19 protein-coding genes are annotated in these 18,138 nt (G+C 64.2%); 10 read left to right on the top strand and 9 right to left on the bottom strand.

What is annotated here, in order from left to right; translation table 11 throughout:
* Positions 1–5: 5 nt before the first annotated feature.
* From ABLE85_RS19945 to ABLE85_RS19935, 3 genes are read left to right on the top strand one after another with little or no spacing between them, the layout of a single operon-like run.
* Positions 6–1,676 (top strand): nitrite/sulfite reductase, encoded by a 1,671-nt coding sequence (locus ABLE85_RS19945; RefSeq protein ID WP_348794461.1) that lies wholly within the window; start codon positions 6–8, stop codon positions 1,674–1,676.
* A complete protein-coding gene (locus tag ABLE85_RS19940) occupies positions 1,651–2,403 on the top strand; it encodes a phosphoadenylyl-sulfate reductase (protein ID WP_348794460.1) in 753 nt (250 codons plus the stop codon). The genes ABLE85_RS19945 and ABLE85_RS19940 overlap by 26 nt, the downstream gene beginning before the upstream one ends.
* 11 nt (positions 2,404–2,414) lie before the next feature.
* Complete coding sequence (locus ABLE85_RS19935; protein ID WP_348794459.1) at positions 2,415–2,945, top strand: DUF934 domain-containing protein; 531 nt, start codon at positions 2,415–2,417, stop codon at positions 2,943–2,945.
* A 32-nt stretch (positions 2,946–2,977) separates the two neighbouring features.
* On the opposite strand, the gene ABLE85_RS19930 is transcribed toward ABLE85_RS19935, so the two are convergent.
* A complete protein-coding gene (locus ABLE85_RS19930) occupies positions 2,978–3,241 on the bottom strand; it encodes a hypothetical protein (RefSeq protein ID WP_348794458.1) in 264 nt (87 codons plus the stop codon).
* A gap of 185 nt (positions 3,242–3,426) precedes the next feature.
* Between ABLE85_RS19930 and grpE the strand changes: the two genes are divergently transcribed.
* Positions 3,427–4,053 carry a nucleotide exchange factor GrpE gene (gene grpE / locus ABLE85_RS19925; RefSeq protein ID WP_348794457.1) on the top strand — a complete coding sequence of 209 codons (627 nt, stop codon included), beginning with the start codon at positions 3,427–3,429 and terminating at the stop codon, positions 4,051–4,053.
* Between the two features lie 133 nt (positions 4,054–4,186).
* Positions 4,187–4,819: a trimeric intracellular cation channel family protein gene (locus tag ABLE85_RS19920; RefSeq protein ID WP_348794456.1), complete on the top strand. Its 633-nt coding sequence runs from the start codon at positions 4,187–4,189 to the stop codon at positions 4,817–4,819.
* Positions 4,820–4,831: 12 nt separating this feature from the next.
* Here the strand turns inward: ABLE85_RS19920 and ABLE85_RS19915 are convergent, their stop codons facing one another.
* The 3 genes from ABLE85_RS19915 to ABLE85_RS19905 all read right to left on the bottom strand — a co-directional run bounded on the left by ABLE85_RS19915 (position 4,832) and on the right by ABLE85_RS19905 (position 7,125).
* Positions 4,832–5,191 carry an MmcQ/YjbR family DNA-binding protein gene (locus ABLE85_RS19915; protein WP_348794455.1) on the bottom strand — a complete coding sequence of 120 codons (360 nt, stop codon included), beginning with the start codon at positions 5,189–5,191 and terminating at the stop codon, positions 4,832–4,834.
* Between the two features lie 8 nt (positions 5,192–5,199).
* The gene (locus ABLE85_RS19910; protein WP_348794454.1) at positions 5,200–6,075 is read right to left on the bottom strand and encodes a GNAT family N-acetyltransferase; all 876 of its coding nucleotides are present in this window, start codon (positions 6,073–6,075) and stop codon (positions 5,200–5,202) included.
* Between the two features lie 201 nt (positions 6,076–6,276).
* Positions 6,277–7,125: a helix-turn-helix transcriptional regulator gene (locus tag ABLE85_RS19905; protein ID WP_348794453.1), complete on the bottom strand. Its 849-nt coding sequence runs from the start codon at positions 7,123–7,125 to the stop codon at positions 6,277–6,279.
* A 218-nt stretch (positions 7,126–7,343) separates the two neighbouring features.
* Here ABLE85_RS19905 and ABLE85_RS19900 point away from each other — a divergent pair, with 218 nt between their 5' ends.
* From ABLE85_RS19900 to ABLE85_RS19880, 5 genes are all read left to right on the top strand, one after another.
* Complete coding sequence (locus ABLE85_RS19900) at positions 7,344–8,447, top strand: ABC transporter ATP-binding protein (RefSeq protein ID WP_348794601.1); 1,104 nt, start codon at positions 7,344–7,346, stop codon at positions 8,445–8,447.
* Positions 8,448–8,541: 94 nt separating this feature from the next.
* Complete coding sequence (locus ABLE85_RS19895; protein ID WP_348794600.1) at positions 8,542–9,660, top strand: spermidine/putrescine ABC transporter substrate-binding protein; 1,119 nt, start codon at positions 8,542–8,544, stop codon at positions 9,658–9,660.
* Between the two features lie 21 nt (positions 9,661–9,681).
* Positions 9,682–10,563: an ABC transporter permease gene (locus tag ABLE85_RS19890; protein WP_348794452.1), complete on the top strand. Its 882-nt coding sequence runs from the start codon at positions 9,682–9,684 to the stop codon at positions 10,561–10,563.
* A 17-nt stretch (positions 10,564–10,580) separates the two neighbouring features.
* Positions 10,581–11,411 (top strand): ABC transporter permease, encoded by an 831-nt coding sequence (locus ABLE85_RS19885; RefSeq protein WP_348794451.1) that lies wholly within the window; start codon positions 10,581–10,583, stop codon positions 11,409–11,411.
* Positions 11,412–11,454: 43 nt separating this feature from the next.
* Positions 11,455–12,216 (top strand): SDR family oxidoreductase, encoded by a 762-nt coding sequence (locus ABLE85_RS19880; RefSeq protein ID WP_348794450.1) that lies wholly within the window; start codon positions 11,455–11,457, stop codon positions 12,214–12,216.
* Positions 12,217–12,221: 5 nt separating this feature from the next.
* Here the strand turns inward: ABLE85_RS19880 and ABLE85_RS19875 are convergent, their stop codons facing one another.
* The 5 genes from ABLE85_RS19875 to ABLE85_RS19855 form a co-directional block, all read right to left on the bottom strand.
* On the bottom strand, positions 12,222–14,486 hold the full coding sequence (locus tag ABLE85_RS19875; protein ID WP_348794449.1) for an ATP-binding protein: 2,265 nt from the start codon (positions 14,484–14,486) through the stop codon (positions 12,222–12,224).
* A 97-nt stretch (positions 14,487–14,583) separates the two neighbouring features.
* On the bottom strand, positions 14,584–15,573 hold the full coding sequence (locus ABLE85_RS19870) for an MDR family oxidoreductase (RefSeq protein ID WP_348794448.1): 990 nt from the start codon (positions 15,571–15,573) through the stop codon (positions 14,584–14,586).
* A gap of 61 nt (positions 15,574–15,634) precedes the next feature.
* On the bottom strand, positions 15,635–16,123 hold the full coding sequence (lspA, locus tag ABLE85_RS19865; RefSeq protein ID WP_348794447.1) for a signal peptidase II: 489 nt from the start codon (positions 16,121–16,123) through the stop codon (positions 15,635–15,637).
* Positions 16,120–16,968 (bottom strand): RNA methyltransferase, encoded by an 849-nt coding sequence (locus ABLE85_RS19860; protein WP_348794446.1) that lies wholly within the window; start codon positions 16,966–16,968, stop codon positions 16,120–16,122. The genes lspA and ABLE85_RS19860 overlap by 4 nt, the downstream gene beginning before the upstream one ends.
* On the bottom strand, positions 16,965–18,038 hold the full coding sequence (locus ABLE85_RS19855) for a class I SAM-dependent rRNA methyltransferase (protein WP_348794445.1): 1,074 nt from the start codon (positions 18,036–18,038) through the stop codon (positions 16,965–16,967). Before ABLE85_RS19855 ends, ABLE85_RS19860 begins: the two co-directional genes overlap by 4 nt.
* Positions 18,039–18,138 lie beyond the last annotated feature (100 nt).

Below are 18,138 nucleotides of genomic sequence, written 5' to 3'. Positions count from 1 at the left end.
AGACGATGTACCGTTACGATGAGTTCGACCATGATTTCGTGAAGGCCCGCGTCGCCGAGTTCAGCGACCAGGTCGAGCGGCGCCTTGCCGGCGAGATCACCGAGGACCAGTTCCGCCCGCTGCGGCTGATGAACGGCGTCTATCTGCAGCTGCACGCCTACATGCTGCGCGTGGCGATCCCCTACGGCACGCTGAATTCGCGCCAGCTGCGCATGCTGGCCCATATCGGCCGCAAATACGACAAGGGCTACGGCCACTTCACCACGCGCCAGAACATCCAGTTCAACTGGCCGGCGCTGTCGGACATCCCGGCGATCCTCGCCGATCTGGCGAGCGTGGAGATGCACGCGATCCAGACTTCGGGCAATTGCATCCGCAATGTCACTGCCGATCACTTCGCCGGCGCTGCCGCCGATGAGGTCGCCGACCCGCGCCCCTACGCCGAAATCCTGCGCCAGTGGTCGACCGTGCACCCGGAGTTTTCCTACCTGCCGCGCAAGTTCAAGATCGCCGTGACCGGCGCCGAGCGCGACCGCGCCGCCATCCAGGTCCACGACATCGGCCTTCACCTGAAGAAGAACGCGGCCGGCGAGCTTGGCTTTGCTGTCTATGTCGGCGGCGGGCAGGGGCGTACGCCGATTATCGCCAAGAAGATCCGGGATTTCCTGCCGGAGGAGCACCTGCTTTCCTACACCACGGCGATCCTGCGCGTTTACAATCTCCACGGCCGCCGCGACAACAAGTACAAGGCGCGCATCAAGATCCTGGTGCATGAGACCGGCGTCGAGGAACTGACCCGCCAGGTCGAGGCCGAATGGGAAGCGCTGAAGGATGGCGAGCTCAAGCTGCCGGAAGCGGATGTGCAGGCAATCGCTGCCTATTTCGCGCCGCCGGCGCTCGGCGCGCGCCCGGAGGGCGACGAGGCGGTCAAGGCGGCGCGGCTCGACAGTAAGAACTTCAGCGAATGGCTCGACCAGAACGTCATCACCCACAAGCATCCCGACTACGCCGCGGTGACGATTTCGCTGAAGGGTATTGGCGAAGCGCCCGGCGATGCCACCGACAGCCAGATGGAGGCCGTGGCCGACATCGCGGAAAGATATGCCTTCGACGAGCTGCGCGTTTCCCATGAGCAGAACCTGATCCTGCCGCATGTCGCGCGCGCCGACCTCAAGGCCGTCTATGACGCGCTGGTGGAGGTGGGCCTTGCGACGGCCAATGCCGGGCTGATCTCGGACATCATCGCATGCCCGGGCCTCGACTACTGCGCGCTTGCCAATGCCCGCGCCATCCCCGTGGCGCAGGAGATTTCGCAGCGCTTCGCCTCGCTGGAGCGGCAGCGCGACATCGGCGAGCTGAAGCTCAAGATCTCCGGCTGCATCAATGCCTGCGGTCATCACCATGTCGGCCACATCGGCATTCTGGGCGTGGAGAAGAAGGGCGGCGAGCTCTATCAGGTGACGCTCGGCGGCTCAGCCGATGAGAACACATCGATCGGCGAGATCGTCGGCCGCGGCTTCGGCCCGGATGAGATCACCGACGCCATCGAAACCGTGGTGGAGACCTATCTGAAGCTGCGCCTCGACCGCTCGGAGAAGTTCATTGACGCCTATCGTCGTCTCGGTGCCGCGCCGTTCAAGGAGGCGCTCTATGGCAGCGAAGCCAAGGCCGCTTGACGCCGAAGCCGCGGCGCAGGCTGAGGCCGCCTCGCTGGAAGAGCGATATGGCGCGCGCGCGGCGGTTGATATCATCGAGCAGGCGGTGGTCCGGTCCTTTGCCGGCGAGATCGCGGCGGTGTCGTCCTTCGGCGCCGATTCCGCAGTGCTGCTGCACATGATCGCCGAGGTCGACCGCTCCGTGCCGGTCGTCTTCCTCGACACCGGCAAGCATTTCGGCGAGACGCTGGACTACCGCGATGCGCTGTTCGCCGACCTCGGGCTGACCGATCTGCGCATCGTCACGCCGGAGCAGGCGGCCCTTGAACGCGACGACGCGGACGGGAAGCTGCACCTCTCCGACGTCGATGCCTGCTGCGCGATCCGCAAGGTCGAGCCGATGGCGCGTGGTGTGGCGCCGTTTCGCGCCTGGTTCACCGGGCGCAAGCGCTTCCAGGCCGCGACGCGCCAGGCGCTGCCTGCCTTCGAGGCCATCGGTGCGCGCGTGCGCATAAATCCGCTGGCGAGCTGGACCGCCGCTGATCTGGGCGATTACATGCGTGCCCATGGCCTGCGCGAGAACCCGCTGGTCGCCTATGGCTATCTGTCGATCGGCTGCTTCCCCTGCACCCAGGCTGCCAAGCCGGGCGAGGATGCCCGCAGCGGTCGCTGGGCCGGGCAGGGCAAGACGGAATGCGGTATCCATCTCTCCGGCCTCGACCGGTCGCTGAACAATTCATCGCTTTAGGAAGTCCCCGAATGTCTGAAACCAACGCGCAACCGCGCCTCTGGACGCCTGAAGGTTTTCGCGAGGACGACTGGGCACACGCCGAAAGTGCCGAGGCCTTGTCCGGCAATGGCCGCTTCATCCTGCCGCTGCAGGCCTTCCTCGGTCTCGATCCGCAGGTGCGGGAAGCGTACAAGGAGCGGCTCGGCGTGCTTCTTCAGCCAAGCGAGGCGGTGGACACCATCGTCGATCAGCTGGGCACGCTTTCTCTAGTGGCGCTGGCCTTCCCGGCCTTCAACGACGGCCGCAGCTTCTCCAAGGCCGAATTGCTGCGCCGGCGCCATGGTTTTGCGGGCGCTTTGCGCGCCACGGGCCAGGTGCTGGTCGACCAGCTTCCGCACATGCTGCGTCTTGGCTTCGATGAATTCGAGGTGTCGCATCCGACATTGATCGCCCGGCTGGAGGCAGGGCGCACGGGTGGATTGCCGCTGCACTACCAGCCGTCGGCAAAACCGTCGGAAAAGGATCCCAAATACTCTTGGCGCCGCAAATCCGCAGTCTGATACGCTGGGCGTCTCGTCTGCCGCGGCGCGCCCTATTGTCCGTGCGGGCGCGCGTCCGTTGCAGATTGTTCCACGCGATCCAGTTTTCCCAGTAGATCGCGAATATTGCCGGGTATTTCCGGATCTGGCTTGAAAGCCGGCAGGGAACGGACGAATCTAGTCATCGTCTCGGTGCCGAGCTGGCGTCTGATCTCGGCTGCCAAGGTGCTGGTCGTCTTGTCAATAGCTCGGGCCATGGCCCCAAAAACCTTCTCGTTCGGGCGCAAAACTCCGGCCGCCCCAATTGGTTCCTGCATCTGACAGTCTGCACTGATTCGAGCCTTTTCCGGTAAAGATTTAGTTAAGGTGCAGGTAACGGACTTTCAGGCACTGAAGAACGGCCGTGAATGTGATGCGAAGGCCCTCACCCCTTGATTTTTCGTGGGCGAACATCGATATCGGGCGCAACTTTCCCAATCTTGAAGCAATTACGGGATTTGCGATGAGCGACCAGGACAAACACGAACGCGCGCCCGAGGAAAACGAGGCCCTGGAGGCCGCCGCCGGGACGACCGGGCAGGAGGGCGACTACGAAGCGCTCGTGCGACTGATGAAGGAAAACGAGGAGCTGAAGGACCGGGCTCTTCGTGTTGCCGCCGACATGGAAAACCTGCGCCGGCGTACTGCTCGTGACGTTCAGGATGCACGTGCCTACTCCATGGCCAATTTCGCGCGCGACATGCTGGGCGTGGCCGACAACCTGCAACGCGCCATCGATGCCGTACCTGCCGAGGCGCGCGCCGCCGGCGAGGCCGGCCTCGCGGCACTGATCGAGGGTGTCGAGATGACCGAGCGGGCGATGCTCCAGGCACTTGAGCGCCATGGCGTCAAGAAGCTCGACCCGGAGGGCGCGAAGTTCGACCCGCATTTCCATCAGGCCATGTTCGAGGTGCCCAACCCCAACGTGCCGGCCAATACGGTGGTGCAGGTGGTGCAGCCCGGCTATTCGATCGGCGAGCGCGTATTGCGCCCGGCCATGGTCGGCGTTGCCAAGGGCGGCCCCAAGCACAATGCGGCCGACACGGCCGAGCCCGGCCCGATCAACGAACAGGCCGAGAAGGACGCCTGAGCGGCCTGCCGCATCTCCAGATCGATCGCGGCATTGCGTGAGCCTACGGGATCGATCATGGTCGGAATGAGGGGGACGACGTCCTGACCGACCGCGTCTGGCGTCCGTCGCTCCGGAACCCGGAACGGACGCTATGACTCCATTCCAGCTTCTCGACTATGCCGGCGTGGCGGTATTTGCCGCCACCGGCGCGCTGGCGGCCTCGCGCAAGCAGCTAGACATCATCGGCTTCCTGTTCCTGGCATCCGTCACCGGCATAGGCGGCGGCACGTTCCGCGACCTGATCCTCGGCACACCGGTGTTCTGGGTCCGTAATCCTAACTATGTGCTCGTCTGTGCGGCAATCGCGGTCGGCGTGTTCTTCACGGCCCATCTGGTCGAGTCGCGCTACAGGCTGCTGCTTTGGTTCGACGCGCTCGGCCTGTCGGCCTATTCGGTAGTGGGTGCCGCCAAGGGCCTGGCGGCCACCGGTTCGCCCACTGTCGCCATCGTCACCGGCATGCTCACAGCCACCTTTGGTGGCATTCTGCGCGATCTGCTGGCCGGGCAACCCTCGGTGCTGTTGCGCCCGGAAATCTATGTCACCGCGGCACTCGTGGGCGCCGGGGCGTTCATCCTTGCCGGTGTGCTTGGCGCGCCGGCGACAGTCTCGGTCGCGGTGGCATGCACCGCCGCATTCCTGGTTCGCGGCGGCGCGCTGAAGTTCGGCTGGTCGTTCCCCGCCTACAAGAGCCGGCCTGGCCGCAGGCCCGAGGACATCTCCTGATCAGAGGCGCGTCTACAGTGCGTGCCGGGCGCGCCAGGCCCGTGCAACCGGCTTCGGTGCCTGCCGCAACCATGCCTGCTCCAGCCGCAGATGCAGTTCGTCGAGCGGAATGAGATCGAGGTGGACCAGAATCGCCGGCCAGCCGACATGGTACTCGGCCTCTGAATAAAGATCAGGCGCCGCTTCGAGCAGCATCTCCTGTTCGTCGGGCGGGCAGGAAACCATGGCCGTTTCGGCATCGTTGACCCGGCAGAGCAATTTGCCGCGGATCTTGAGCGCTGGAGTTCCGTGGGACGTGCTCTCACCGACCAGCGGCAGGCCTTCAGCGGCTTTGCGCAGCTTGTCGAAGGCCTGTGAGAGGTCGGTGTTCACCTGAAGCCTCAGGCGGCGAAACGCTGCGCTTCGCTGCCGTAATAGTTGATGTAGCGGGCGTTGATTTCCTTGACCGGCAGGACCACGAACACGTCTACGGTGCGGAAGTCCTCGTCGACCACGCAGCCATCGCCTATACGCGCGCCCAGTCGCAGATAGCCCTTGATCAGGGGCGGCATGGCGACGATCGCAGATTTCACGCTGATAGCCTCGTTCGGCATCATGTCCATGTCGTAGTAGCGGCCCGGCAGTGCGCGCACTTCCCAAGGGCCGCTGGCGCGGCAGTTGTGCGCCAGGTAGGACAATGCCTCGGCATGGGCGGCCGGCACCGTGCCGTTGAACGACGCGCAACCGGCCATGACGTCAATCCCATGGCGATTGACATAGGCCCAGATGCCCTGCCAGAGCAGCTCGATCGTCCGCTTGGAGCGATATTCCGCCAGAACGCAGGAGCGGCCCAGTTCCAGGAAGCGGCGGCCGGGGTGGCGGGCGATGAGTTTCTTCAGTTCGAATTCGTCTTCCGAATAGAAGCCGCCGGCCGCAATGGCGGCTTCCTGCCTGAGCAAGCGGTAGGTGCCGACGATGCGCTTGTGCATGGGGCCGGCGAGGGCGTTGTCGACCACCAGCAGGTGGTCGCAGACGGCGTCGAAACGGTCAGTGTCGCGGCGTTCCATCGCGTGGTCTGCACTTTGCCGGGCGCCAAGCTCGTCATAGAAGACGCGGTAGCGAATTTCCTGGGCAACAGCGATCTCGTCGTCGCTGCGCGCCAGGCGCACCTCAAGCGAACCGATCCGGCCCAGCAGATCGCCTCCGAACGCCTCGTCGCCAAGGGCGCCGCCGTTGGCGTCCAGGAAATTTTCACGCTCCAACGTCGCGGTCTGCATGGATGTTTCTCCTTCGAGCCAAGCCCACATGCAGCGGAATTAAAGTGATACTACAACAGGAATATGACTGTAACTTGATCGGCGCACCCGGGCAATTGCGGGCGAGGGCCGCAGCCGGCTAACGACGACGGGGGCGAAGTCTGAGCCGTGCACGCGTCCGCAGGGACCGTTCTCTTCGCCGCCGGCAAATCGCCGAAGCCTTCAAGAGGCGCTGTAGATCGGCGACCGCATGAAGATGGAAAACAACTCGCGCTGCGAGGATATTCGCATCTTGGCGTAGACGTTCTTGCGGTGGATGCGCACGGTGCCTGCGGAAATGCCAAGGATGTTGGAGATCGATTCCGACGAATGTCCCTGCAGCACCAGGCCGACGACTTCCGTTTCCCGGGGCGTCAGCGACGGCATGTCGAGGCGCGTCAGGGCATCCTGAACGGTGCGCCGTAGCACCTCCTTCTCGTCCTGCACGGGCCTTGCCGCCTTGAGCCGCGGGTCGGTTCGCCAATGCGCCTCGGCGATTTTTCCCAGCAGGGGCTCGACGCAGCGAAGCGTGCGCAGTTCGCGCGCGGAAAACCCCGGCTGGCTGTGCCGGCGCATCAGCGATGTCACGATCGTCCAGCTCTCATTGCCGGGAATGAACATGGCAACCTCGTCCACGGGCCCGGTCTGCACATAGTAGGAGCGGTAGTATTCGCTCTTGTAGAACTGGTCGGGGGCCACGTCGCCCAGGCGGAAGATGCCGGATCTCACCCCGTCTATTGACGCCTTGTAGAGCGGATCGAGGAAATAGGGGCCGACCTCATATTCGGTGACGTGGATGGCATACTGCTCCGGCGGGAAGGTGTGGTGCAGGCAGAGGGGCACGTCGGGGCCGTTATAGGCGAAGGTGACCGTATAATCGAACTCGGCCAGATGCCTGAGCGTTGCTGTGAGGGCATCGGGGAAGCCTGGCTCGCCCACCTGCGCGACCAGTTCGCCAAGCTGCACATACCATTGCGGCTGGGAAAGGGGACTGCCGGCTAAAGCGCCGCCCGCCTTTGCTCCGCTCACCATGCACCGGCTCCTATCTCAAAAGTAATATGCATTCTGGATTATCCCAATTGGGAAATATCCCATAAACAAGCATTATATGTAGAATTTTGTCAAATGGAGGGATATGCTTAGCTTGAGGGGTTTCTGTATCAGATGCCGATCGAGAGGCATATACCGGCAGGGGATTGCGCAGGCACCCAGGCCGTAATCGGGAGAGCAGAGTGTTCGATCTCGAATCAATGCCGGATATCGAGTTTCGATCGGCATCGAAGCATTATGGCGGGGTCGCCGCGGTCGAGAATTTCGATCTGGTCGTCGAGCCCGGCACCTTTCTGTCGATCCTTGGGCCGTCCGGCAGCGGCAAGACCACTTCGCTGCGGCTGATCGCAGGCTTCGAGCAGCCCACCAGCGGCGACATTCTCATTCGCGGCAAATCGGTCATCGACGTGCCGCCCTATCGACGCGCGGTAAACATGGTGTTCCAGCATTATGCGCTGTTCCCGCACATGACGGTTGCGCAGAACATCGCCTATGGCTTGCGCAACCAGCGTCCGCGCCTCGACAAGGCGGAGATCGACCGCCGTGTCGGCGAGGCGCTCGAGCTGGTGCAACTGCCGGGCTTCGGCGATCGCCGCATCTTCCAGATGTCTGGCGGACAGCAGCAGCGCGTGGCGCTGGCGCGTGCACTCGTCAACCGGCCCAACGTGCTGTTGCTGGACGAGCCGCTCGCCGCGCTGGACCGCAAGCTGCGCGAGGATATGCAGCACGAGCTGCAGAGCCTGCAGCGCGAACTCGGCATCACTTTTATCCTGGTCACGCATGACCAGGAAGAGGCCATGTCCATGAGCGACGTGGTCTGCCTCATGAACAAGGGGCGCATCGTCCAGAAGGGCTCGGCGCAGGAACTTTACGACCGTCCGGCGGATGCATTCGTGGCCGGTTTCGTCGGCAAATCCAATCTCATTTCGGGAACCGCCACAGCCTCCGATAGCGTGGCGGCGAGCATCGTGATGGATGGCATCGGTCGCCTGAGCGGCCAGCGCACCAATCAGGCGTCGCCTCTGGCGGCCGGCCAGGCCGTCACACTCTCGGTCCGGCCGGAAATCGTGGCCGTGGTGCCGGCGACGCAGAAACTGGGCGAAGACCTCGACGTCCGGCTGGAGGGCCGGATCGTCAACCGGATCTTCCTCGGTGACCTGACCGAGTATCGAATCCATCATCCTGTCCTGGGGAACATCCTGGCTCGCCGTTCCCGGCAGGCGGATGGAAGCGCCCGCTCCTTCGAGAAAGACGACGCGGTCGCCTTCGGCTGGAGATCGGCGGATGTGCTGGCGGTGTCCTGAGGGGATCTCATAGGGTTTCGGAAAAAACACAGGGAGGAAGACAATGGCCGACTACGAAGACGTGCGCGCAGGCGTGTTCCCGCGCAAGAAGTTCATGGACTTGCTGAAAAGCTACCAGCGCGGGTCGATTTCCCGGCGCCATTTCCTGGGCGTGACCGGTCTGGGCGCAGCCACGCTGGCGCTTGGCGGTGCCATGCCCGGCTTGTTCACCCGGCCGGCCTACGCCGAGGGAGAGCTGGGCAACCAGCTGTCGATCGCCACCTGGCCGAACTACCACAACACCGAGGTTCTGCAGGAATTCACCGACAAGACCGGCGTCGCGGTCGACGTCAACGTCTTCGGTTCGAACGAAGAGATGCTGGCCAAGCTCCAGGCGGGCAGCGCCGGCTGGAGCATGTTCGTCGCCACCAACTACACCATCTCGACCTACAAGCAGCTGGACTTCATTGAGCCGCTGGACCTGGCCAAGCTGCCCAACTTCGACATGTCGGCGCAGAACCAGCGTTTTGCCAATGAAGGCATGGTCGACGGCGTCGTCTACGGCATCCCGAAGCACTGGGGCACCACCGGATTCATTCTCAATACTGCCCGCGTCGACCCGACCATCGCCACCTGGAAGGATTTCTGGGATCGTGCGATGACCGACTACACGGGCCGCGCCATCGTCCACGACTATCAGCTCACTGCCATCGGCATGGCGCTGAAATATTACGGTTACTCGTTCAACTCGGTCGATCCCAACGAGCTCGCCAAGGCCGAAGAACTGCTGATGAAGGCCAAGCCGCATCTGTTCGGCATCACCAGCGACTACCAGCCGCCGCTGCGCAATGGCGATGCCTGGATGTCGCTATGCTGGGTGGGCGACGCCAAGCAGCTCAACCGCGACGACCCCAACATGCTCTATGTGCTGGGTGCCGAGGGCGGCGAGATCTGGACCGACTTCTTCGTCATCCCCAAGGATGCGCCGCATCGCGAGGCCGCCTACGCCTTCCTCAACTACCTGCTCGATCCGGCCGTCCAGGTGCGCGAGGCCGAAGTGGCGGGCTATCCGCTGACCGACAAGCGTGCGGTTGGGTTGCAGCCGGCCGAGGTGGTGAACGATCCGATCCTCAATCCGGCGGCCGAACTTCTGTCGGCGCTGGAATTCGGCGCGGCCGTGACCCTGACCGACCCGAACCGCGCCGAGATCATCGCGCGTTTCAAGTCCGCGTAAGCAAACCGGAAGGCCGTGGCGATGACAGCCGCTCTCGCGACATCCAACGAAGGCAGGCGAAAGTCCGTCGTCACGGCGCTGCTTCTGGCGCCCACGGCCCTCTGGTTCTTCGTGCTCCTCATCCTGCCCATGCTGGTGATCATCGTCTTCAGCCTGGGCGAGCGCGGACCGGTGGGCGGCTATCAGGCCGCACTCACCCTCAAGCAATATGCCAGCCTGGGCTCCAGGCTGGCCGCTTTCAAGAACACCATCATGCTGGCGCCGGCGGGAACGCTGATCTCCGTGCTGGTCGCTTACCCGCTGGCCTATTTCCTGGCCGTGAAAGTGTCGCCGCGCTGGCGATACGGGCTGCTCGTGCTCGTGGTGCTGCCGTTCTGGACCAGCCTTCTGGTGCGCACCTATGCCTGGATGTTCATCCTGAGCGGCAAGGGGTTACCCTCGCTTCTGGCTGCAATCGGCTTTCCCGAGATTCAGATGATCAACACGCCTTTCGCCGTGCTGCTGGGCATCGTCTATGCCTACATGCCGCTGATGGTGCTGCCGATCTTCGTCAGCCTGGAGAAGCTGGACAAGCGCCTGCTCGATGCCGCGGCCGATCTCGGCAGTTCGCCGCTGCGGAGCTTTCTGACGGTGACGCTGCCGCTCTCTCTGCCGGGCGTGGTCACGGGCTCGCTGCTGGTCTTCATCCTGTTGATGGGCGAATTCCTCATCCCCTCGCTATTGGGCGGCGGCAAGATCTTCTTCATCGGCAACGCGCTGGTCGATCTCTTCCTGCAGTCGCGCAACTGGCCCCTGGGGGCTGCAATGTCGCTGACACTGGTGGTCGTCATGCTCGTGCTGATCACGCTCTATGTCCGCCTCACCATGGCGGCGAGCGCCGGCAAATCCCGCTCCTTGCCGTGACTTGAAGGAAAAGCAGGATGCGCATCTACGCCTGGCTGGTTTATTTCTTCCTCTATATGCCGATCGCCGTGATCGTGGCGTTCAGCTTCAATTCGGGGCGCTATGCGGCGGACTTCCAGGGCTTCAGCGTTGCTTGGTACGGCCGCGCCCTGGCCAACCCATTCGTCACCAAGGCGCTGGTCAACAGCCTGATTGTGGCGAGCGTCACGGCGGTGCTGTCGGTGATCCTGGGTACCACGGCCGCCCTTGCCCTCGAGCGGCTTCGGGGAAAGCTACGCGCCGTGTTCGACAGCCTGATCTATGTCGCCATCATGGTGCCGGGAGTGGTCATCGGCATCGCGACACTCGTGGCGCTGGCAAGCGTGTTCGATGCCGTCAACAGCCTGATGGCCTCGCTGTGGCCTACCGCATGGGGCGGCGCGCCGCGCGCCGGGCTTGGCTACGGCTCGATCATAGCCGCCCACACGCTCTACACGCTGTCCCTGGTGATCCTGGTGGTGCGCTCGCGCTTGGTCGGCATGGACCACTCGCTGGTGGAGGCCTCGGCCGATCTCTATTCGACGCCGTTCAACACTTTCCGCACCATCACGCTGCCGCAGCTTCTGCCGGCGATCGCCGCGGGCTTTCTTCTGAGCTTCACCTTCAGCTTCGACGATTTCATCATCGCCTTCTTCGTTGCCGGTCCCAACACCACGCTGCCTATCTTCGTCTTCTCGTCGATCAGGCGCGGCGTCACCCCGGAAATCAACGCCATCGGCACGATGATCCTCGCCGTCTCGCTGATCCTCCTGTTCACGGTGCAGGTGCTGCTCCGCGACAAGCGGCAGGGCAACGCGGCTGCGGGTTGACTAAAGGCACGACACGATACCTCACGCAGGGAGACAATCGACAATGTTGCTGAAAGATCGGGTCGCGGTGATCACCGGGGCGGCCTCCGGGATCGGTCGCGCCGGCGCGAAGCGCCTGGGCAGGGAAGGGGCCATCGTCGTCGTCACGGATCGCGACCAAGCGGCGGGCGAAGCGGCGGCTGAGGAAATCCGCGCGGCCGGCGGCCGGGCCGATTTTCTGCGGGTCGACGTGTCAGTAGACGACGATCTGAAGAAGATGATCGACTTCGCGATCGAGTGTCACGGCCGCATCGACATCCTGCACAATCATGCCGGTGTCCAGATCAACGGCACGCTCGAAGAGGTCAGCCCGGACGGCATGGACATCTCCTACCGCCTCAATACCCGCGCGCATTTCTTCGCTTCGAGGCTCGCCGTGCCCCACATGCGAGCCCAGGGCGGCGGGGTTATCATCAACACCGCCTCAAATTCCGGCGTGTTCCTGGACACCGGCATGCTGGCCTACATCACCTCGAAGGCCGCGACCATCATGATGACCAAGCAGATGGCGATCGACTACGGCAAGGACAACATCCGCGTCAACGCGCTGTGCCCCGGCTTTGTCGATACCCCCTTCAACGAGCCCTACATGGCGCAGATGGGCGGCCGCGAGGCGCTTGAGCGTTATGTGGAGAAGACCATTCCGCTCGGACGCTGGGCGACCGTGGAGGAGATCGCGGAATCGATCCTCTATCTGGCCTCCGACCACTCGGCCTTCATGACCGGGCATGCGCTGGTCATCGACGGCGGCGAGAGCATCGCCTGAGAGGATCAGAGCGTCGCCTGCTCGGCGATCGCCTGCACCAGTGCGTCGGGGTCGATCGGCTTGGTCACGAAGCCATTTGCGCCATGCGCCAGCACCGTATGCCGGGTCTTTTCCTGGCTGTCGGCGGTGAGAACCATGATCGGGACCGGCGCGGCGGCGGTTTCCGCCTCGTGCCGGCGGATGGCCGCGATTGCGTCGAGGCCGTCCATGATCGGCATGTGCAGGTCCATCAGCACGACATCGTAGCGTGTGGTGGCGCTGGTTACCGCCTCCACTGCGGCCTTGCCGTTTCCGACCACATCGACCTTGTGGCCTGCCTTGAGCAGCGTGATGCGGGCCAGCAGGGCGTTGATGTCATTGTCCTCGGCGATAAGGATGGATAGCTCCGTCTCCTCATGTTTCGAGGCTTCGCCGTTCTTCGACTCAGGCGCCGACGGCATGGCGGAAGGTGCCGCCACGGCCGAGAGGAGCACGCGCAGCAGCGTTTCGCTGCGCACCGGTCGCGCCAGAAATGTCGAATAGCCGTTGCGGCGGAAATCCGCCAACATGCCTCGCTCGTTAGGGGCGATCACGGTGATCGCGTCGCAGGCGCCGAAGCCTGCCAAACGCAGCTCTTTCAGGGTATCGCCCTCGGCATTCTCCAGCGCGGCGTCGATCAGGAGCGTGTCGCAATCCTCCGGCAGTGCCGTGGCTTGCTCCGTGTTTTCGGCGACCTCCATGGTTCCGCCATGCGCCGCGATGGTGCGAGCAATCGCTTCCGCCTCGGTCCGGTTGGACGTCAGCATCACGGCCCGGCGCCCCGCAAGCACCTCGCCGCGAACGTTGTCGCCATGAACTGCTTCGGCGGCCGGGATGGTGAAGGAAAATTCCGAGCCCTTGCCGTATTCGCTGGTGACCTCGATATCGCCGCCCATCGACTGCACGATGCCCCTGGAGATGGCCAGGCCAAGCCCCGCCCCGCCATAGGCGCGGGTCGAGGTGCCGTCGGCCTGCTCGAACTCGTCGAAGACGCGCTCCAGGTCCGCCTCCTGCAGCCCGGTCCCGGTGTCGGCGACCGCGAAACGCAGCATGCCGGGTTTGTCTGCAGCGGGCGCTACCGTCACCAGCACGCCGCCGTTGTCGGTGAACTTGACGGCATTGCCGATCAGGTTGAGCAGAACCTGCCGCACCCGCCCCGGATCGGCGGTGATCGCCTGGGGGACGTCGGGAGAGACATGGCAACCGATGCCGATGCCCTTGGCGAAGGCGCGTGCGGCCAGGAGCTCGACGACACTTTCGACGATCTCGCGGGGTGACATCGGCTGCGGCTCCGGCTCGAACCGCCCGGCCTCGATCTTGGAATAGTCGAGCAGGTCCTCGATCAAAGCCAGCAATGCGCTTGCCGAGGTGGACACTGCACCGACATAGGTGCGCTGCTCCGGTGACAGCTCGGTGTCGGCCAGCAGCTTGGCCATGCCCATGATGCCGTTCATCGGCGTCCGGATCTCGTGACTCACGGTCGCGAGGAAGCGCGATTTGGCCTGGCTGGCATGCTCGGCGCGCTCGCGCGCATTGATGAGCGCCGCTTCGGCGCGCTTGCGGGCCGTAATGTCACGGGCGATCGCCCGGTGAGACGCCGCATCGCTCTCCTTATGGCGCACGGAGAGCTCGATCCACGAAAACCAGCGCGACCCGCCCGGCGCGTGAATCTCGACGTCAGTCGAGCTTAGACATTCGCCGCTGGCGAACGCCGCGTCGGGAACGAGGCCAACCTCGACCCCGAGATCGGCAAGCATGCGCCCGGAAATCTCGCTCTTGTCCAGTTCCAGCAGGTCGGCGAAGACCTTGTTGGCATAGACGATGCTGCCTTCGCGGTCACGGTGGATGACCAGGTCGCCGAGCGCGTCGATAAGGCCGTGGAAGCGCTCCTCGTTTTCCTGCAGCTCCCACATCCGGTCGGCGAGAGCCTCGATTTCGGCCTGTTCCGTCCCGGCCCCGGGAGAAGCGCCCGCGGCACTCTTTCCGGCGTAGTATGCCGCGGCGAGAGCAAGTCCGGCCGAACTCAGCCCCAACAGGCCAAGGTTGACCTCGCTGGGAGCGCCGAGCAGCCAGGCGATGCCGGAAGAGGCCAGGGCAGCGGCGATAATGACGCCGCCAAGAGCGAGGACCTTATGCTTCGGCAGATCCGGCGCAAGCGGCGGCGGCATCACGTGCCGGAGCAGCAAGCTGTGCTCGCGCGCGGGCGCCGCTCCGCTTTCGTCCAGTTCGATGATGATGGAATCCGTCTTCATACGGCAATTGTATGCGGTGAGCCTTATGGAAGCTTTGGACGGAATGTTCGAATTTTAGCAGTCGGCCGAAATACCTCTGCGTCCGGCCTGTAGAGGGTCACATCTCGACGACGACGCGCCCCCTGATCTTCCCTTCGACAATGTCGCGGGCGGCCTGGATGATGCCATCGAAGCCGATCCGGGTCGCGAACCTTTCCAGCTTGGCGTGGTCGAGATCGGTGGCAAGTCGCTGCCAGGCCTCGAGCCGCAGTTCCTTCGGCGCCATGACCGAGTCGATGCCAAGCAGCGATACGCCACGCAGGATGAAGGGGGCGACACTGCCGGGCAGGTCCATGCCCTGCGCCAGCCCGCAGGCGGCGATCGCACCGCCATAAGAGGTCATCGACAGCACATTGGCCAGCGTGTGGCTGCCGACGGCATCGACGCCGCCCGCCCAGCGCTCCTTGTTGAGCGGTTTGGCCGGCCCGGAAAGCTCTTCGCGGGCAATAATCTCGGCGGCACCCAGGTCATGCAGATAGGCGCTTTCCTCGGGGCGTCCGGTCGAGGCGATGACGTGGTAGCCGAGCTTGGACAGCAAGGCGACCGCCACCGAGCCGACGCCGCCGGCCGCGCCGGTAACGACAATGGGGCCACGATCCGGCGTGAGGTCATGGCGCTCCAGCGCCATGACCGACAGCATCGCCGTGTAACCGGCCGTGCCGATCGCCATGGCGGTGCGCGCGCTCATGCCTTCCGGCAGCGGCACCAGCCAGTCGCCCTTCACGCGCGCCTTGGCGGCATAGGCGCCGAGATGGGTTTCGCCCAGGCCCCAGCCATTGAGGATGACCTTGTCGCCCTCCTTCCAGTCGGGATGCGAGGAGGAAAGCACCGTACCGGCGAAATCGACACCGGGAATCATGGGGTACCGCCGCACCACCGGCGCCTTACCGGTGATCGCCAGCCCGTCCTTGTAGTTCACCGTGGTCGCATCGACGGCGACCGTGACGTCGCCCTCCATGAGTTCCGCCTCAGAGATCTCCGTCACGGCCACTGACTGGTTCTTGGCCTCGTCGCGGGTGATCAGGATGGCCTTGAAGGTGTCGGACATGCGGGCTCTCCGTGCAGCGCTTTTCACTCGAAGCGGACTGTGCGGCGTGCGCTTCGCAAAATCAATCGTGAGAAGGCGCCTTGCTGCGTCTCCAGCCGATCAGTTCGTCCACCAGCACCAGCCCGGCGCCGACCGTGATGAAGGCGTCCGCCAGGTTGAAGATGGCAAAGGACCAGACCGGCGTGTGGAAAAGGATGTAGTCGATGACATGGCCGTAGACGGCGCGGTCGATGAGGTTGCCGACGGCGCCACCGATGATCAGGGCGAAGCCTATCCGCGACAGCACCTGCCTGGGGCCCGTGCGGAACGCCAGATAAAGCACGAAAGCGACGACCGCGAGCGAGACGAGGATCAGCCCCTTGTCGCCGATCGACGAGAACATGGAGAAGGCGACGCCGGTGTTGTAGGTGCGATAGAGCGCCAGGAACGGCAGCAGGCTGACCATGTCATGCATGAAAAGTTCGGTTTCGACCAGGAATTTGATCCATTGGTCGACGGCAACCACGAACACGGCAAGCAAGCCATAGGGCAGCAGTGATTTCCAAGTCACGAACCGCTCCTCGCGTCGAGGCTCAGCGCGCCGCGCCGGATCTCGTAGAGCATGACGCCGGTGGCGACAGCCAGGTTGAGCGAATCCGCACGGCCCGCCTGCGGGATGCGCAGCAGCCGGTCGCAGCTTTCGGCCAGCATGTCGGGCAGGCCCTGCTGCTCGTTGCCCATCATGAGCACGACTGGCTTGCCTTTGAAATCCACGGAGCGGTAGTCGACCGCGCCCTTGAGATGCGTGCCGGCCACGATGCCGGGGAAATGCTTGCGCCAGCCCAGAAACGCCTCGGGCGTGGCCTTGGCTACCGGAACGGCGAAGATCGAGCCCATGGTGGCGCGGACCGTTTCCAGCGAGAAGGGGTCGGTGGTTTCGCCCACCAGGATGACGCCCTTGGCGCCCACCGCATCCACGGTGCGGATGACTGTGCCGAGATTGCCGGGGTCGCGCACGCGGTCGAGCGCCACCCAGACATCACCGTCTTTCGGGCGGATATCTTTCAGCGGCAGATAGCGCTGCGCGAATACGCCGACCACCATCTGCGGGTTGTCGCGCCGGGTGATCGAGGTCAGCACCTTTTCGGAGACTTCCAGCACCGTGCCGCCGGCGGCAACCGTGCGGGCGGCCACCTTCTCGATGGTCGGATTGCCGAGGCCGGCCTTGGCGAAGATCAGCGTCTTGATCGACCAGCCCAGGTCGAGCGCGTCGATGACCAGCTTCAGCCCCTCGGCCATGAACGCGTTCTGCTGGTCGCGGAATTTCTTCAGCGCCAGCGCCTTGATGTCCTTGACCAGCGGATTGGCGAGGCTGGTGACTTCCTTGACCCGTCCGGGCGCGCGATGCTCAGTCATTTTGCCAGCCACCTTGAGAAGAGGGATGTCGAAAGCGCCCGGCCGCCGGCCTTTTCGCGGATGATGAGCTCGCCCGATTCCACCACGCCGCCCATGCTGGCGAAGGTGTCGCGCATCAGCGCATGGATGGCGAAGAACGAGGCGCGGATGGAATAGGCCGTCAGCACCACGGCAAGCGGCTTCGGCGTCAGGATCGAGCGGCAGATGTCAGTCAACGCCGGCAGGTCCTCGAACAGCTGCCACACCTCGCCCTTCGGCCCGCGCCCATAGGCGGGCGGGTCGAACAGGATGATGTCATAGGCATTGCCGCGCCGCTCCTCGCGCTCGGCGAATTTCATCGCGTCCTCGCAGATCCAGCGGATCGGCTTGTCTGTGAGGCGCGCAATCTCCTGATTCTCGCGCGCCCAGCCGATGGCCTTTTTCGAGGCATCGACATGGGTCACTTCCGCACCGGCTCGGGCGGCGACAAGTGAGGCGAGGCCGGTATAGCCGAACAGGTTCAGCACCTTCACCGGGCGTTTCGCGTCGCGGATCAGCCCGGCCATATGGTCCCAGTGCGAGGCCTGCTCGGGAAACACGCCGACATGGCGGAAGGAGGTGAAGCGGCCGAGATAGTCGATGCCGTCATGGCGCATCGGCCAGGTCTCGCCCAGCGGCGTTTTTGGAAAGCGCCAGCGGCCCATGCCTTCTTCGTCGGTGTCGCCGGTGAAGACGGCATCGACATTGTTCCATTCCTTGGCCGGCAGCGCGCGCTGCCAGATCGCCTGGCCCTCGGGGCGCACGATGCGATAGGGGCCGTATTGCTCGAGCTTTTCGCCATTGCCGCTGTCGAGCAGGGCGTAGTCATCGTTGGGCGCAACTTCGAGGATCACCGGCAGCCGCTCGGCGGGCAGGGCGCCTTCGCGGCGCACGAGCTGGCGGGGAGCGGTTTTGGGTTCGGGCGCGGCGTGTGCTTCCGCTTTCTCGGGGGCGCGGCGAGGCGCGTCCGACCGTTCGCCCCGGGCCGCTGGTTGCGACGTGCGGTCGGGCTGCGGGCGCTTGTCGCGGCGTTTGTCACGAGAGGGTTTCATGCACACTCCAGTTATGGCAGCCGCGCTTCTGCCACAGCCCACCGGGCGGTGCAACAAAAGCGCAAGTGATCGGCCGGAGCCGGCACGCCTGTGTGGAAGG

Origin of the sequence: Mesorhizobium sp. KR1-2, from assembly GCF_040045035.1 — a bacterium.
GTDB lineage: Bacteria > Pseudomonadota > Alphaproteobacteria > Rhizobiales > Rhizobiaceae > Pseudaminobacter.
Note: the sequence above shows the minus strand (reverse complement) of the source record. Positions and strands in the feature narration are given on the sequence as shown.